Annotated in this window: 14 protein-coding genes, 2 tRNA genes and 1 pseudogene; 10 read left to right on the top strand and 7 right to left on the bottom strand. The window is 59.6% G+C overall.

Annotated features, from left to right (window positions below):
- Positions 1-73 precede the first annotated feature (73 nt).
- Entirely contained in the window at positions 74-529 is a 456-nt protein-coding gene (locus AC3RLQ_RS02110) for a hypothetical protein (protein WP_493033878.1), read from the bottom strand.
- A 515-nt stretch (positions 530-1,044) separates the two neighbouring features.
- Between AC3RLQ_RS02110 and AC3RLQ_RS02105 the strand changes: the two genes are divergently transcribed.
- The 5 genes and pseudogenes from AC3RLQ_RS02105 to AC3RLQ_RS02085 all read left to right on the top strand — a co-directional run.
- Positions 1,045-2,493, top strand: a complete 1,449-nt coding sequence (locus tag AC3RLQ_RS02105) for an alginate export family protein (RefSeq protein ID WP_493033876.1) — start codon at positions 1,045-1,047, stop codon at positions 2,491-2,493.
- A 66-nt stretch (positions 2,494-2,559) separates the two neighbouring features.
- The gene (locus AC3RLQ_RS02100) at positions 2,560-3,549 is read left to right on the top strand and encodes a sulfate ABC transporter substrate-binding protein (protein WP_493033875.1); all 990 of its coding nucleotides are present in this window, start codon (positions 2,560-2,562) and stop codon (positions 3,547-3,549) included.
- Positions 3,550-3,646: 97 nt separating this feature from the next.
- Positions 3,647-4,474, top strand: a complete 828-nt coding sequence (gene cysT / locus AC3RLQ_RS02095) for a sulfate ABC transporter permease subunit CysT (RefSeq protein ID WP_493033874.1) — start codon at positions 3,647-3,649, stop codon at positions 4,472-4,474.
- A gap of 53 nt (positions 4,475-4,527) precedes the next feature.
- Positions 4,528-5,388 (top strand): sulfate ABC transporter permease subunit CysW, encoded by an 861-nt coding sequence (gene cysW / locus AC3RLQ_RS02090; RefSeq protein ID WP_493033872.1) that lies wholly within the window; start codon positions 4,528-4,530, stop codon positions 5,386-5,388.
- Positions 5,385-6,101, top strand: a pseudogene (locus tag AC3RLQ_RS02085) (sulfate/molybdate ABC transporter ATP-binding protein); the annotation flags it as partial. The gene cysW and the pseudogene AC3RLQ_RS02085, both read left to right, overlap by 4 nt.
- A gap of 118 nt (positions 6,102-6,219) precedes the next feature.
- Here AC3RLQ_RS02085 and AC3RLQ_RS02080 read toward each other — a convergent pair.
- The 6 genes from AC3RLQ_RS02080 to AC3RLQ_RS02055 form a co-directional block, all read right to left on the bottom strand.
- Positions 6,220-6,296, bottom strand: a tRNA-Arg gene (locus AC3RLQ_RS02080).
- 109 nt (positions 6,297-6,405) lie between these two features.
- Positions 6,406-7,827 (bottom strand): Asp-tRNA(Asn)/Glu-tRNA(Gln) amidotransferase subunit GatA, encoded by a 1,422-nt coding sequence (gatA, locus tag AC3RLQ_RS02075; protein ID WP_487687212.1) that lies wholly within the window; start codon positions 7,825-7,827, stop codon positions 6,406-6,408.
- A 40-nt stretch (positions 7,828-7,867) separates the two neighbouring features.
- The gene (gene gatC, locus AC3RLQ_RS02070; protein WP_493033870.1) at positions 7,868-8,158 is read right to left on the bottom strand and encodes an Asp-tRNA(Asn)/Glu-tRNA(Gln) amidotransferase subunit GatC; all 291 of its coding nucleotides are present in this window, start codon (positions 8,156-8,158) and stop codon (positions 7,868-7,870) included.
- Positions 8,159-8,257: 99 nt separating this feature from the next.
- Positions 8,258-8,677: an exosortase system-associated protein, TIGR04073 family gene (locus tag AC3RLQ_RS02065; protein WP_493033868.1), complete on the bottom strand. Its 420-nt coding sequence runs from the start codon at positions 8,675-8,677 to the stop codon at positions 8,258-8,260.
- An 80-nt stretch (positions 8,678-8,757) separates the two neighbouring features.
- The gene (locus tag AC3RLQ_RS02060) at positions 8,758-10,224 is read right to left on the bottom strand and encodes a sulfatase (protein WP_493033866.1); all 1,467 of its coding nucleotides are present in this window, start codon (positions 10,222-10,224) and stop codon (positions 8,758-8,760) included.
- Between the two features lie 55 nt (positions 10,225-10,279).
- Positions 10,280-10,486: a hypothetical protein gene (locus AC3RLQ_RS02055; RefSeq protein ID WP_493033864.1), complete on the bottom strand. Its 207-nt coding sequence runs from the start codon at positions 10,484-10,486 to the stop codon at positions 10,280-10,282.
- A gap of 188 nt (positions 10,487-10,674) precedes the next feature.
- Between AC3RLQ_RS02055 and AC3RLQ_RS02050 the strand changes: the two genes are divergently transcribed.
- The 5 genes from AC3RLQ_RS02050 (at position 10,675) to AC3RLQ_RS02030 (ending at position 14,882) form a co-directional block, all read left to right on the top strand.
- Positions 10,675-10,749: transfer RNA gene (locus AC3RLQ_RS02050), tRNA-Thr, on the top strand.
- A gap of 82 nt (positions 10,750-10,831) precedes the next feature.
- Positions 10,832-11,806: a hypothetical protein gene (locus tag AC3RLQ_RS02045; RefSeq protein ID WP_493033862.1), complete on the top strand. Its 975-nt coding sequence runs from the start codon at positions 10,832-10,834 to the stop codon at positions 11,804-11,806.
- Positions 11,807-11,809: 3 nt separating this feature from the next.
- The gene (locus AC3RLQ_RS02040; protein WP_493033860.1) at positions 11,810-13,237 is read left to right on the top strand and encodes a histidinol-phosphatase; all 1,428 of its coding nucleotides are present in this window, start codon (positions 11,810-11,812) and stop codon (positions 13,235-13,237) included.
- Positions 13,238-13,246: 9 nt separating this feature from the next.
- Positions 13,247-13,723 carry a 2-C-methyl-D-erythritol 2,4-cyclodiphosphate synthase gene (gene ispF, locus AC3RLQ_RS02035; RefSeq protein WP_493033858.1) on the top strand — a complete coding sequence of 159 codons (477 nt, stop codon included), beginning with the start codon at positions 13,247-13,249 and terminating at the stop codon, positions 13,721-13,723.
- Between the two features lie 157 nt (positions 13,724-13,880).
- Positions 13,881-14,882 carry an AAA family ATPase gene (locus AC3RLQ_RS02030; protein WP_493033856.1) on the top strand — a complete coding sequence of 334 codons (1,002 nt, stop codon included), beginning with the start codon at positions 13,881-13,883 and terminating at the stop codon, positions 14,880-14,882.
- The last annotated feature ends 46 nt before the right edge of the window (positions 14,883-14,928 follow it).

The following is a 14,928-nucleotide window of genomic DNA, read 5'->3' as shown; positions in this document are numbered from 1 at the left end:
AGCAAGTAATGCTTGAGCAGAATGCCAAAGCAGGAAATGCGAAGTGCTGACATAGGAGGCAGTTCCGAATGGTTCACGCGCTCAATGCCACGCCAGGCTGGGATGTGTGGCGCAAAACATCCAGGACATGATGCAGATGACCGATGATGTCCTGCGAGCTCTCATCCTCATGCCGGAACTCTCCTCGAAGGATGCCCGCCTGGGTGTTCGAAACATCCACCGCAGACGGTTTGAAGTCCAGACCGGCACAGCTTTCATCCGTGAATGTCAGCACGCCGGAAACACGAATCAGGATGGCGGCCGCAGCGGGCTGACGCGGCGTGATCAGCAGCTGCAAAGGTCTTCCCACGAGCTGCTGTGCAGGGAGTTTTGAGACCACAACCACCACGGCATAATCATGCGACAGCAGCCGCAGGCTGCTTTTGAAGGTGGCGAGAAGACTGGCATTGGGAGGCTGAATGACCTGCTGTTCCTGAAGCAGTTGCTCAAGAAGCCATTCGCGCAGCGTGAATTTTTGATCGTTGTGCATGATGGAATGCGGCTGTTATTTTTCTATGCCGGTTGTTTTACCGCCGCATCTTCACATCGCGTGATGCGGCACACCGGATGGAGGCGGTCAAATCTCAATGCCTCCCGGCGGTCTGCGGTCAGGTGCGCCTTACTTCTATTAATTGTATATGATTTAAAAACCATCAACCGGAAAAACGCGACTCATTCAAAAATGATGCAGCCCGCCATCCGGCAGAAACGATGAAACACATCCGGCCTTTGAGAAGCCCGGGGATTCGCCGCCGCACCAGCGCATGACTTATTTTTTTAATTCCTACTTGCCGTATGTATTTTGTAACATATTACTCAACACAGGCCGAAGCAATCCACCCGATTCCCCGCCACCCTCAAGAGACTGACCGGACCACCGGAGGTGTTCGAAGCATGCATAAGCATCTGTTTGAAGCATCTCAGGCGCTGTCCCAACGCGTGATCCGAAAGGATCAGGTCGGTCCCAAACCGAAACACAGGCCACCGTTCCGCAGCCGCTCAAACATGAACAAGACCCTCTCGACAAGAACACTGGATCAGCGCTTCCTGACACAGGCGCTTGGTCTCCTGCTCCTCACCGCGACCGCTGCCTTTGCTGCTGAAGTGGAGTCCAAGAAGCTCACCCGCGGCACCTATTACCAAAACCCGCTCAGCTACAGCACGACGCGTGATCCAGATCCGCCGAAGTATGTGCGCAACGTGAGCGAGCTTGGCGTCGATTCGCTGCTGAACGTCAAATGGCTCGATGTCGGCCTGGACTACCGCTTCCGCTATGAGTACCGCGACAACGACCTGCGCCGTGCGCAGAAGGGAGTGGACCAGCCCCTGCTCCACCGCACCCGCGCCTACATCGGCATCAAGGACATCCTCGACCCCTTTCGCTTTGCGTTTGAGATGCAGGACTCACGCCGCGAAAACAGCCATTATGCGCGTGACAACCGCGACGTGAATGAGTTTGAGATCATCCGCGCCTACGTGGAGCTCTATTTCAAAGACCTCTTCGGACATGACGCCATCGGCAACGCACGGCCCTTGAGCATCCGCTACGGGATCCACAACTTCGAATTCCTCGACCGCCGCCTCATCGGCAACAACCAGTGGCGCAACACCGCAAACGCCTTCCAGGGCTTCCAAGCCAGCCTTGGCCAGGAAAGCAGCGACTGGCAGCTCGACCTCCTCGCCGTGCAGCCGCTGAACCGTCTGCTGTATCAGATGGACCGCCCGGTGGAGCAGCAGTGGATGTATGCCGCCATCGGCCATCTGCGCCAGTGGTCGGACATCATCACCTTGGAGCCTTATTACCTCGCGCTGCATCAGTCCGCCTATCGCGGCGTGGCGGAGCGCATGGTGCACAATCCCGGCCTGCGTGGCTACGGCATCATCGGTGCCACGGGCTTCGACTATGACGCCAGCATGAACTACCAGTTTGGCCAGAACGGCACCAGCAAGGTGCGCGCCTATGCCGGCACGGTGGAGGTGGGCTACACTCTCAGCTCCAATCCATGGAAACCGCGCGTCAGCCTGTTTTACGGCTACGCCAGCGGCGACCGCAATCCGAACGACAGCACGGACAACCGCTTCGAGCGCTTCTTTGGCTTCGGCCGTCCGTGGTCGGCGAACGACTACATCGTCTTTGAAAACATCAGCACTCCCAAAGTTCGGGTGGAACTCAAGCCGCGCCACAATCTGCGCGTGGACTTCGGCTACAGCTACTACTGGCTCGCCAGCGGCACGGACCGCTTCAACGCCGCCAACAACGCCCGGGATCGCACTGGACGCAGCGGGAACTTCCTCGGCCAGGAGTTCGACATCCGCGCCCGCTACACCTGGGACGCGAAAACAGAGTTCACCATCGGCTACGCCTACTTTGCTGCAGGCGGCTTTGTGGAGCGCCAGCTGCAGCGCCCCAGCACCAACTTCGCTTACTTCGAATTCAGTCATCGCTTCTTTTGAAAAGTGAAAGGGCAAACACCGAACCGCCAACAAACCTCGTCATTTCCAATCCTATTCTCAAACCTCATGAAAACACGCCTCAGCCTCCTCTCCACCGTCCTCTTCGGCCTCACCGCCCACGCAGCCGACTTTGAGCTGCTCAATGTCTCCTACGATCCCACCCGCGAACTCTACTCGGAGTACAACAAGGCCTTCGCCAAGCACTACAAGGAAACCACCGGCAAAAAAGTCAGCGTCGACCAGTCCCACGGCGGCTCCGGCAAACAGGCTCGCGCTGTCATCGATGGCCTTGAAGCCGATGTGGTGACCCTCGCACTCGCCGGAGACATTGACGTGATCGGCCAGCAGGCCGGCTTGATCTCGAAGGACTGGCAGAAGCGCCTTCCCAACAGCAGCGCCCCTTACACCAGCACCATCGTTTTTGTCGTGCGCAAGGACAACCCGAAGAACATCCAGGACTGGGACGACCTCGTGAAAGAAGGCGTGAACGTCATCACTCCGAATCCAAAAACATCCGGCGGCGCCCGCTGGAACTACCTCGCCGCCTGGGCCTATGCGCTGAAGAAAACCGGCAGCGAAGCCAAGGCGAAGGAGTTCATCGCCGCGCTCTTCAAGAACGTGCCCGTGCTGGACACCGGCGCACGTGCCGCCACCACCACCTTCGCACAGCGCGGCATCGGCGATGTCTTCCTCTCCTGGGAAAACGAAGCCTGGCTCATCCAGCGTGAGTTCCCCGGCCAGACCAAGATCATCATTCCCTCCATCAGCATCCTCGCCGAGCCGACCGTGGCCGTCGTGGACAAGAACGCCGAGAAAAAAGGCACCGCCGAAGTCGCCAAAGCCTACCTCGAATACCTCTACTCTCCCGAGGCGCAGGAGATCATCGGCAAAAATTACTACCGCCCGCGTGACGCTGCTGCCGCTGCCAAATACAGCGCCCGCTTTCCCAAGCTGAACCTCGTCACCATCGACGGCGACTTCGGCGGCTGGGGCAAGGCGCAGAAAAAGCACTTCGACGACGGCGGCATCTTTGACCAGATCTACCAGGAAAAATAGCAAGCCCCAAAGGTCCGCCCTGCGTGATGCGCTTCATCAGAGTGAAGCGCATTCACGTTGCACCACACGCTCATTGATAACCAGCCTGCTTCATCCCTTGTCACGCCCACGCCATATCCTTCCCGGCTTCAGGCTCTCGCTGGGTTTCACCATCACCTACTTGAGCCTCATCGTGCTCTTCCCGCTCTCCATGCTCGTATGGAAGGCTACGAGCGGCGGCTGGGAACACATGCTTGCCACGTTGACCCAGGCGCGAGTGATCTCATCGCTCAAGCTCAGCTTCGGCACGGCCTTCGCCGCCGCTCTGGTGAATGGCGTCTTCGGCCTGATCACCGCATGGGCGCTGGAGCGCTACGCCTTCCCCGGCCGCCGCCTGCTGGATGCCATGGTGGATCTCCCCTTCGCACTGCCCACCGCCGTCGCGGGCATCGCGCTGGTCACACTCTATGCGCCGAATGGCTGGATCGGCGCATGGCTCGCACAGCATGACATCAAGGCCGCCTACGCACCGCTAGGCATCACCATCGCCCTCACCTTCGTCGGCTTCCCCTTCGTCGTGCGCACCTTGCAGCCCGTCATCGCAGATCTCTCCATGGATGTCGAGGAAGCCGCCGCCTGCCTCGGCGCGAACCGCTGGCAGACGCTCACACGCATCGTGTTTCCCGCACTGCTGCCTTCCACCCTCGCCGGCATGACGCTCGCCTTTGGCCGCGCCGTCGGTGAATACGGCAGCGTCGTCTTCATCTCCGGCAATCTGCCCTTCAAGACCGAGATCGCCCCCCTGCTCATCACCATGCGCCTCGAAGAGTACGACTACTCCGGCGCGGCCACCATCGGCGTCATCATGCTCGCCGCCTCCTTCGCCATCCTCGTTCTCTCCAATCTGCTCGCGCAGTGGAGCCGCAAACGCACAGGCATGAGATGACGAATCACCCTTACCTTTTTTCCACTTACTGCCCCCTTTCGCATTTTTAAAGCATGGCCGCCATCATCGACATCCATCCACCGCGCACCGTCCGGCCTCGCAAAGCCACCTCCGACTCCCTCTTCTCGCGCTGCCTCATCATCGGCACCGCTGTGGGTTTCATGGGGCTCATGTTTGTTCTCCCGCTCGTCGTCATTTTTCAGGAAGCCTTCCGCAAGGGCTGGGAAGGTTTCGTGGAAGCCTTCGATGACCGCGCCACCATGCACGCCATCTGGCTCACGCTGAAAGTCGCCGCCATCACCGTCCCGCTCAACACGCTCTTCGGCCTCGCCGCCGCCTGGTGCGTCTCGCGTTTTCAGTTTCGTGGCAAACGCCTCCTCACCTCCCTCATCGAGCTGCCGCTGTGGGTCTCCCCTGTCATCGCGGGCATGGTCTATGTGCTGCTCTTTGGCGCGCAGGGTTTGTTTGGCCCGGCGCTGAAAGAGCACGGCTTCAAGATCATCTTCGCGCTGCCCGGCATCGTTCTCAGCACCATCTTCGTCACCTTCACCTTCGTCGCCCGCATCCTCGCCCCGCAGATGGAGGCGCAGGGCCAGGCTGAAGAAGAGGCCGCCATGACCCTCGGTGCCAACGGCTTCCAGATGTTCTGGCGCGTCACCCTGCCGAAGATCAAATGGGGCCTGCTCTATGGCATCATTCTCTGCAACGCACGCAGCATGGGCGAGTTCGGCGCCGTCTCCGTGGTCAGCGGCCACATCCGCAACAAGACCAACACCGTGCCGCTGCACATCGAAGTTTTGTACAACGAATACCAGTTCGTTCCCGCCTTTGCCGTCGCCTCCATGCTGGCTTTGCTGGCGTTGGTGACCCTGATTTTGAAAACTCTGACGACCACCCGCCGAGGAGCAGCATGAGCATCCACATCCACCACATCTCCAAATCTTTCGGCAGCTTCCAGGCGCTGAAAAACGTCGACCTTGAAGTCAAAACCGGCGAACTCGTCGCCCTGCTCGGCCCCAGTGGCAGCGGCAAGACCACGCTGCTGCGCATCATCGCCGGACTCGAATTCGCCGATGCCGGCGCAGGCAGCATCCAGTTCCACGGCACCGACGTCACCAACCGCAGCGCCTACGAGCGCAAGGCAGGCTTCGTCTTCCAGAACTACGCCCTCTTCAATCACATGACCGTCGCGGAAAACATCGCCTTCGGCCTCCGTGTCATGCCACGTGCCACACGGCCCGACCGCGAAGAAATCGACAAAGCCGTCACGGAGCTCCTGCGCCGCATCGCCCTGGAAGGCTACGGTTCACGCTACCCGTCCCAGCTCAGCGGCGGCCAGAAGCAGCGCGTCGCACTCGCCCGCGCCCTCGCCGTCGGCCCGCAGGTCCTCCTGCTCGATGAACCCTTCGGCGCCCTCGACGCCAAGGTGCGCAAAACCCTGCGCAAATGGCTGCGCCAGTTCCACGACGAAACCAAAGTCACCACCCTGTTTGTCACCCACGATCAGGACGAAGCCTTCGAACTCGCCGACCGCGTCGTCGTTCTGCATGAAGGAGACATCCAGCAGATCGGCTCACCGCAGCAGCTGCGCGAGCATCCCAAGAATGAGTTCGTCGCCGACTTCCTCGATTGCGTGATGATTTGATGAGGACGGGGCAAACAACTTTGAAAAGTGCTCCGACGCAGGAGCAACAATTGTTGTTTTGTCAGGCTGACTGACACTTTTTAACTCATTCATTGATAAGTGGCGCACCCGTCAGGATTCGAACCTGAAACCTTCTGATCCGTAGTCAGATGCTCTAATCCGTTGAGCTACGGGTGCGTTGAAACTTACCTTCCCGCCGTGTTTGAAACAGCGGGCAACGAGAATAGACCAGCGCGTTCTTTTGTCAAACTCTGTGGAGAGATTTTATTCACTTTATTCACGTTCCTCAGCGCGATTGCTCATACGCATGCGCCACACGCAGCACGGTGGCTTCATCCAGCGCTTTGCCCACGATCTGCAGTCCCACAGGAAGCGCTTTGCCTTCCACATCCACCGTGCCGCATGGCAGACTGATTCCCGGAAGTCCGGCCAGATTCACGGGAATGGTGAACACGTCTTCGAGATAAGCCGCCAGCGGGTTGTCTTTGAGTTCACCCAGCTTGTGGGCTGGTGTGGGGCTGGTAGGGGAAAGAATCACGTCCACCTTCTTGAAGGCCTCCGTGAAGTCATTGCGGATCAGCGTCCGCGCCTTCTGCGCACGGATGTAATACGCGTCATAGTAACCTGAGCTGAGCATGTAGGTGCCCAGCAGGATGCGCCGCTTCACCTCGGGGCCGAAACCTTCTGAGCGGGACTTCGTGTACTGCTCCATCAAATCCCCTGCACTGCTGCTGCGGTGGCCGTAACGCACACCGTCAAAGCGGGCGAGGTTGGCCGAGGCTTCTGCTGGAGCGAGCACGTAGTATGTTGCCACACCGAGCTCCGTATGCGGCAGGCTGATTTCTTCAATGATCGCTCCCAGAGACTCCAGCTGACGGATCGCCGCCTGCACGCTGGCAGACACCCCGGCATGGATGCCGTCGATGTAATACTCTTTGGGCAGGCCGATGCGCAGGCCCTTGATGTCCTGGCCAAGGGTTGCGGTGAAATCCGGAACCTCGATATTCAGCGAAGTCGAGTCATGGGCGTCGTAACCACAAAGATGGTTCAGCAAGAGCGCGGAGTCTTCCACCGTCTTGGTGACCGGGCCGATCTGGTCCAGCGAAGAAGCGAACGCCACGAGCCCATAGCGTGAAACACGGCCATAGGTGGGCTTGATGCCCACGCAGCCGCACAGCGCCGCAGGCTGCCGGATGGAACCACCCGTGTCTGAACCCAAGGCCGCAATGGCGAGATCCCCCGCCACCGCCGCTGCACTGCCACCGCTGGAGCCGCCGGGGACGCGGGAAAGATCACGCGGATTGCGCGTGACGCCGAGGGCGGAGTTCTCCGTGCTTGAGCCCATGGCAAATTCATCCATGTTCAGCCGGCCAAACGGGATGGCACCACCCGCACGCAGCTTTTGGATCGCGCCCGCATCGTAGGGGGCCGTGTAGTTTTCAGCCAGGATGCGGGAACCGCAGGTGCAGGGCTGGCCGGTCACGTTCATGTTATCCTTCACCGCGATGGGGATGCCCCCCAGCGGCTTCGTGATATCCGCGCGGTCGGCTTCCGCGAGAGCGGCTTCAACGTCCCAGGACAAATAGGCACCGATCTCCGCATTGCCTGCTTCGATGGATTTGGCGACATCCAAAACGATGTCTCGTGGCGTGATTTCACCCGCAGTGATGCCTTTGCGCAAGGCTGCGATGGTGGAGGAGGCGAGCATAGGAAAAAGAGAGCTGGAAGCAGCGGCAGAGGTTGGACGGTTACTCGATCACCTTGGGGATCTGAATCTGGTCGGCGATGCGTTTCGGCGCGTTGGAGAGCGCCTGCTCCTGGGTAAAGCCAGGACGGGGCTCATCCGCACGCAGCACATCATAGACGGGCATGGCGTGCGCCGTCGGCTCCACTCCGTCCAGATTGTAGCGCGTCAGCGTGTCGATGTAAGTCAGAATGCCGTCCAACTGGGACTCGTAGCGCTTGGCTTCTTCGTCGGTGAGCGTAAGCCGGGCCAGCTTGGCCACATGGCGGATGTCGATCTTATGAGCTTCAGGCATGAGGAAACGGTTCTTTCTTGCCAGCAGGAACCCTGCTTTGCAAACAAAAGGCACAGACTGTTTGCAGTCTGTGCCTTGAGAAACTTGCCTTGTTGGCTGTTACCAGCCCTGAGAGGAGGAATACGGAATCTCGGAGCGGAAGCCCACTTCAGGAGCGAACTCCGTGTAGCCCCACCAAGTGTCCACGTTTTCCTTGTGATGATAAGGTGGGCGGTAGGTGCGCTTCCAGCTAGGAATTGGGAAGGTGGCAATCTCATAGAGACCGTAGCCAGCTCTCACCAAAGTGCGCTTGGTTCCTTCAACAAGCATGTCGGAAGCAGCGGCGATGGAGCCGTCAGACTCGTTGGTCTTGCGCCAGGTGGCCGGGTATTCGAACCAGCCAAACAGAACGTTGCCGATACCGCGGCTGAGTTTCCGGCTCCACGTAAAGTGATGTCCGGGAGGAGACTGGATGTCACCGTAAGCGATGCTGGAAAGAGCGCAGACGGTGCAGGCAAGGAGTAGAAAACGATTTTTCATGTGGCTTAATGATGATTAACAAAATTTGGGCGTCATTGGCAACCATTAAGTTGCGCTTTTTTACAGTCCTTCTGCCTGTTTTATCGCTTTCCACGCGGAAATTGGCGTACCAAAAGCTGCTGCGCCTGTTCGAGGGCCGCACGATCAGCCGGACTGGCGATCACATTGTTCATTTCCGCCTCATCACGGACGTGGTCATACAGCTCGCTCGCCACCACGCTGCCTGTGTCAAAATCCCGCCATTCCGTGTAGCGCAGCGTCGGGGTGCGGACGCTCACACCCATCACCTCCGGCCTGCCACGCGGGGTACGGTCCGGATAGGCAGGTCGGGGAAACTGCGTGTAGGCGGCATCCTTGATTTGGGCCTTGGGATCGTTCAGCAGCGGCACAAGGCTGACCCCGTCCAGCCCCGGCGCATCCGGGACTGCGCACAGGGCGGTGATCGTGGGAAATAAATCCACCATTTCCACCAGCGCATCCGTGCTGGCCCCGGCATGCTTTGCCTGCGGCGGCACCACGATGAGCGGCACACGCGCATCCAGCTCAAAGTTCGAGGTCTTGGCCCACAGACTGTGTTCTCCGATGTGGTAGCCGTGATCCCCCCAGAACACGATCAGAGTGGAGTCCAGCAGGCCCTGCTTTTCCAGCGCGGCGGTCACCTTCCCCAGCTGGGCGTCCATGTAGCTGATGGCGGCGAAATACCCATGCCTCATCTCCGCCGCCTGCTCCGCCGTGGGCTGCTTTTGATCTTTCACCGGCCCCAGAATCTCCGTGCTCGGGTGAAAAGCGATCTCTGGAGCGGCGGCAGGCCGTGCGGGATCGAGCACCGGCAGCCGGTCCCGCTGATACATGTCCCAGTATTTTTTGGGAGCGTTGAACGGGGCGTGCGGCTTCCAAAAACCCACGGCCAGAAAAAACGGCTCGTTTTTGATCTCCCCCAGCACGCGCACGGCCTCGGCGGCCACCCGTCCATCATAATAGGCTTCGTCCGGCACATCGCGGCACTCGCACAGCGGCACCTTGCCATACTGGCGCAGGCTGCTGGAGAGCGTGGCCAGGTTCGGCGGCAGCGGTCCGCCGACCTGCGGCACGTCATCGCCATGGTTTGCGTAGTGCAGGAATTCCGGAGCGCTCCATGAGCGCGGGTCGCCATGCTCCTTCGTATGCCAGTTGTGGAAGATTTTCCCCACGCAGCGGGTGGTGTAGCCGTGGTCCTTCATCCATCCGGGCAGCGTGTTCACCGCCGGCTTCAGCTCACGGAAATGCGTTCCATTCACATACAGCCCCAGGGTGTCCGGACGCAGCCCGGTCAGCATGGAGGAGCGGGAGGGATTGCAGACCGCCTGCTGGCAGTAGGCCTTCCGGAAAATCATGCCGCGCTTTGCCAGCGCATCCAGATGGGGAGTGACCGCCACCGAGCCGTAGCAGCCCAGCTCCGGCCGCAGGTCATCCGCCATGATGAACAAAACATTCGTGCGTGCTGCCGCGTGCAGCAGTGGAACGAACAGCAATAAAATGGCCCCGAGGGCGGCAGAAGGACAAATCATGGTCGGCTCATAACGCACCGTCCTCAGCATTATTGCCCCGCAGGCGGGCAAAAACTCAGGCCTGCTGCCCCTTCATCTGGTTTCGCATGCTGCGCCACTCGGCACGGTGGTTCTGAGCCCAGTCATTGAGCGCAAACTCAAACCCGATGTCATGCCCCTCGCTCTCGCTGGCGAGCCACTTCAGGCGTTGAATTTCTTCCTGCTCGGCAAGGAATTCACCATACGGGGTTCCAGCTTGGGCAGCAATGGTTGGACTGGGCATGGGGCATGATCCGTGAGTTCACCCAAGATTCAAGCACGAGCTGTCGGGAGGCGCGTGCCTGTCGTTTGCACCTCATCAAGCCTTCCCCAACCGCCCTCGAGCTAAGAATTTTTCCACCGGTTAAAGAAAGCAAATGACAAGATCTGAGCACCCCTTATATAATTAAAGACTTAAAGTCACACGTTCATGCCGGAGTAGCTCAGTGGTAGAGCATCGCATTCGTAATGCGAGGGTCGCGGGTTCAAATCCCGCCTTCGGCTCCACCAACGCGTGTTTGCCATGACCCATCCGAGCATCGCTGACAATGATCCGCCACGCCGCAGCCGAGCCCGGCGGCGGGAGGCCATGATCAACGCCGTTGCTACCATTCTGGGCTGCATGGCCCTCGTGATCATGATCGCCACGGTCGTACGGGTCGTCATGATCAAGCTTTGGGAATCCGCCCGGGTCAATCCTGAGTACGTTCAGTCGGTGTATGATAATGACAAAGATCATCACTGGTCGGGCAACATCAAAGAGCAGCCTTCTCTCTTGGGCGATCCCTCCGAGATCCGTCCGTCCATTGGCGCCCCCCGTAAAATCAGCGCCAACACCCCTGTCAGTTCCCAGTCCAGTTCATTGAAACTCATGGCTTCAGGCTCCCCGAGTCCCTCCTCCATTGTGGACCTAGAGAGCAAAAGATCCCAAATTGAACGCACACTTCGTGGCTTTTTTGAAGCCTCCACCATGGACCAGCAGCTTGCTCATGTCCGTGATCCCCAGCGTGTGCGTCCATTGATGGAGCATTACTATAGAAGCCATCCGCACACTCCGCTCGAGTGGAAAACTCTTGGCTGGGCACTTCCGGTGGAGGAGGTAGGCTACCGTCTCGGGTATGCCCAGGCCGTTTTTGCCAATGCCGAGCCTGTCAGCCTCATCATTGAAGAAATGGTGGACGGCACCTTCCGGGTGGATTGGGAAAGCTCGGTTCGTTATGGCGAAATCGACTGGGAGGAGTTCATCAAAACCCAGCCGTCCGCGCCCACGCTCCTCCGCGTGATCGCCTCCAAACCTCAGAATATTCCGCCGGAGGCCGCTCCGATGGGCAGCGAACTGCTCGAAATCAAGCATCCTGACGATAATGACGTCGTTTATGCCTACTTCGATCGTAAAGATCCTAAATTCCAACCCCTTCTCCAGCAACTCCAGACCGGAAACTGGAAAGATGTCCCCTTAACTTTACGACTTTGTTTTCCAGGCCCAGCAGGCAGCGCTAAAAACGCACGGATCGCGGAAGTCGAAGGAAAAGGATGGCTGATATTGCATGGAACCAGGAGCTAGACTGTGAGCAAACCTAAACGAAACACGAAAAAGGCGGCCCAAGGTAAGGCCAGGCCTGCTGCGGCAAAATCCAACAAAACCGTGGCCTCCAAGACCAAGGCCAAACCCGTGCCAGCCAAGAAAACGCTGACCCAAAAGAAGCCGGTTCCCGCCAAAAAGACTGCAGCCAAAAAAACCGCAGCCAAGCCAGCCCCGAAGAAAGGGGTCAAAAAAGCCACTCCACCCAAGGCCGTGGTGAAAAAACCTGCGGCCAAGGCTCCTGCTCCAAAAACCAAGCCTCTCGCGGTGAAGCCCGCTCCGGTTCCGGCCAAGCCTGCCCCCAAACCGGTTGCTAAAGCGGCCAAACCGCAGGCTCCCGCCCCTTCCAAGCCAGCCGCCGCCGCCAAAGCCCCTGCGTCTCCCGCGCCAGTGGCTGTCAAAGCCTCACCAGCTCCTGCGAAGCCCGCGCCCGCCAAAAAGCCCCCCGCCCCCGTTTCAGCCCCGGCGGTGGAAGTGGCTGCACCCGTAGAGCCCCCTGCTCCGGCTCCCGCTCCAGTCGTCGCCGTGGTCAAGAAAGCACCGGCCCAGCCGCTGCCCCCTCCCGGCCCCACCAAGTCTGGCGCTTTGTTTTACGATTCCCACATGCACACCCCGCTGTGCAAGCATGCCTGGGGTGAGCCGGAAGAGTACGCCCAGCAGGCCCTCAAGGCCGGCCTCAAAGGCATCATCTTCACCTGCCACTGCCCCATGCCCAACGGCTTCTGGCCCACGGTGCGCATGTCGGAGAGTGAATTCGACACCTACGTCGCACTCGTGCAGCGCGCCGCCGACGCCTTCAAGGGCAAGCTCGACATCCGCCTCGGCATCGAGAGCGAATATTTCCCCGGTTGTGAAGAATACATCGCCAACCTCCACAAGCGTGCCGACTTCCATTACGTGCTCGGCGCCGTGCACTGGCAGGCCAAGGAATACCTCAACAAGTTCGAGACAGGCACCATCGAAAACTTCCGCCGCACCTACTTCGAGCACCTTGCCAAATCGGCTGAATCCGGCCTCTACGACTGCCTGGCACACCCGGATCTGGTCAAAAACTACCATCCGGACTCCTGGTGCTTTGCCATCGTCAAAAACACCGTCTCCGCCGCGCTCGACCGCATCGCGGCCACCGGTGTGGCCATGGAACTGAACACTTCCGGCCTCAACAAGAGCTACTCCGAAATGAATCCGGGGAATGAAATGCTGCGCATGATGGCTGATCGCAAGATCCCCATCGTCCTCGGCTCCGACTCGCATCGCGCCGTTCGCGTCGGCGAGCATTTCGTCACCGCCTTGAACCACCTGACTGAAGCAGGCTACGAAAACGTCAGCTACTTCCTCAACCGCCAGCGCATTGACCTCCCCATCCCCGAGGTGCTTGCCAGCTTGAAGAAAGCCGCAGACCACAACGCCTGATTTCCCCCCATGGTTCGCACAGGCATCGGTTACGACGTTCACTCCTTTGAAGCAGGCCGCCCCCTCGTCCTCGGCGGTGTCACCATCCCGCATTCGCACGGCCTCAAAGGCCATTCGGATGCGGATGTGCTCAGCCACGCCATCGCCGACGCCGTCCTCGGCGCTCTCGGCGAGCCCGACATCGGCCACTGGTTTCCGCCCAGTGATCCCACCATCGAAGGCATCTGCAGTCTCAAAATCCTCGAAAAGTGCGCCCAGATCGCCGCGGACAAGGGCATGCGCATTGAGAACGTGGACTCTTCCCTCATCGCTGAAGCACCCAAAGTGAATCCCCACGCCGCCGCGATGAAAAAGAACATCGCCGCCGCACTGGGCATCCAGCCCGATCAGGTCGGCGTCAAAGCCACCACCAACGAACGCCTCGGCTTCGTCGGGCGGGAGGAAGGCATCGCCGCCATGGCCGTCGCCTGCGTCAGCAAAATCTGATTCAGCGGGATTCTGCAAATCCCTCTTTTTTGTCTTCTTGCCAGCATGAGTGCAAGAGTGGAAAGAACTCGTGCTCCGTACTCGTGTTCACTCTCCGCCCGTGGATGCCTTTCACGGCTTCAATTTTACTCGTCATTCTGATTTCGTCATTCCCCTCATGTCCGACTCCGCTGCTGCCGCCGCTCTCGTCTCAGGTTACAACAAACTCAAAGCTGCTCTCGGCAGACGCATCGTCGGACAGGAGGCCGTCATTGAGCAGGTCTTCATCGCCATCGCCGCCGGCGGCCACAGCCTCCTCGAAGGTGTGCCCGGCCTCGCCAAGACCCTGCTCGTCAAATCGCTCTCAGACGCGATGCACCTGAGCTTCCGCCGCATCCAGTTCACGCCCGACCTGATGCCTGCGGACATCACCGGCACCGAGATCATTCAGGAAGATGCGGAGACGGGCCGCCGCAAACTCGTCTTCCAGCCGGGCCCCATCTTTTCCCAGATCATCCTCGCCGACGAAATCAACCGTACGCCGCCCAAAACGCAGGCCGCTCTGCTTGAGGCCATGCAGGAAAAGCATGTCACCGTTGGTCAGGTCACGCATGAACTGCCCAAGCCCTTCTTCGTGCTCGCCACGATGAACCCCATCGAGCAGGAAGGCACCTATCCGCTGCCCGAAGCCCAGAAAGACCGCTTCCTCTTCCTCATCAAGGTCGATTACCCCACCCGCAACGACGAGCGCGAAATCATCGCCCGCACCACAGGCGGCGAAACGCAGGAGATCGAAGCCGTCATCACCGCTGAAGAACTCCAGGCCGCACAGCAGCTTGCGCGCAAGGTGCCTGTGCCGGATCACGTCATCGACTTCGTCCTCGATCTCGTCCGCGCCACGCGCCCCACGGAACCCGACGCCTCCGAATACGTGAAGAGCATGCTCAGCTGGGGTGCCGGCCCGCGTGCCAGCCAGATGCTCGTCCTCGCCGGCAAAGTCCGCGCCCTCCTCCAGGGCCGCACCCATGTCACCACCGACGACATCGAAGCCCTCGCCGCCCCTGCCCTGCGCCATCGCCTGGTGCCCACCTTCCACGCCGAAGCCGAAGGCATCACCGTGGATCAGATCATCGCCGAACTGGTGAAGAAAACGAAGAAGAGCGAAACGCGAGTGCTGTGAGAATTCGAGGGCCTGGGAGCTGAAGAGAGCTTAAGTGCTCAGTAAT

The organism is Prosthecobacter sp. GW821-HT29F12, from assembly GCF_058803405.1.
Note: the sequence above shows the minus strand (reverse complement) of the source record. Positions and strands in the feature narration are given on the sequence as shown.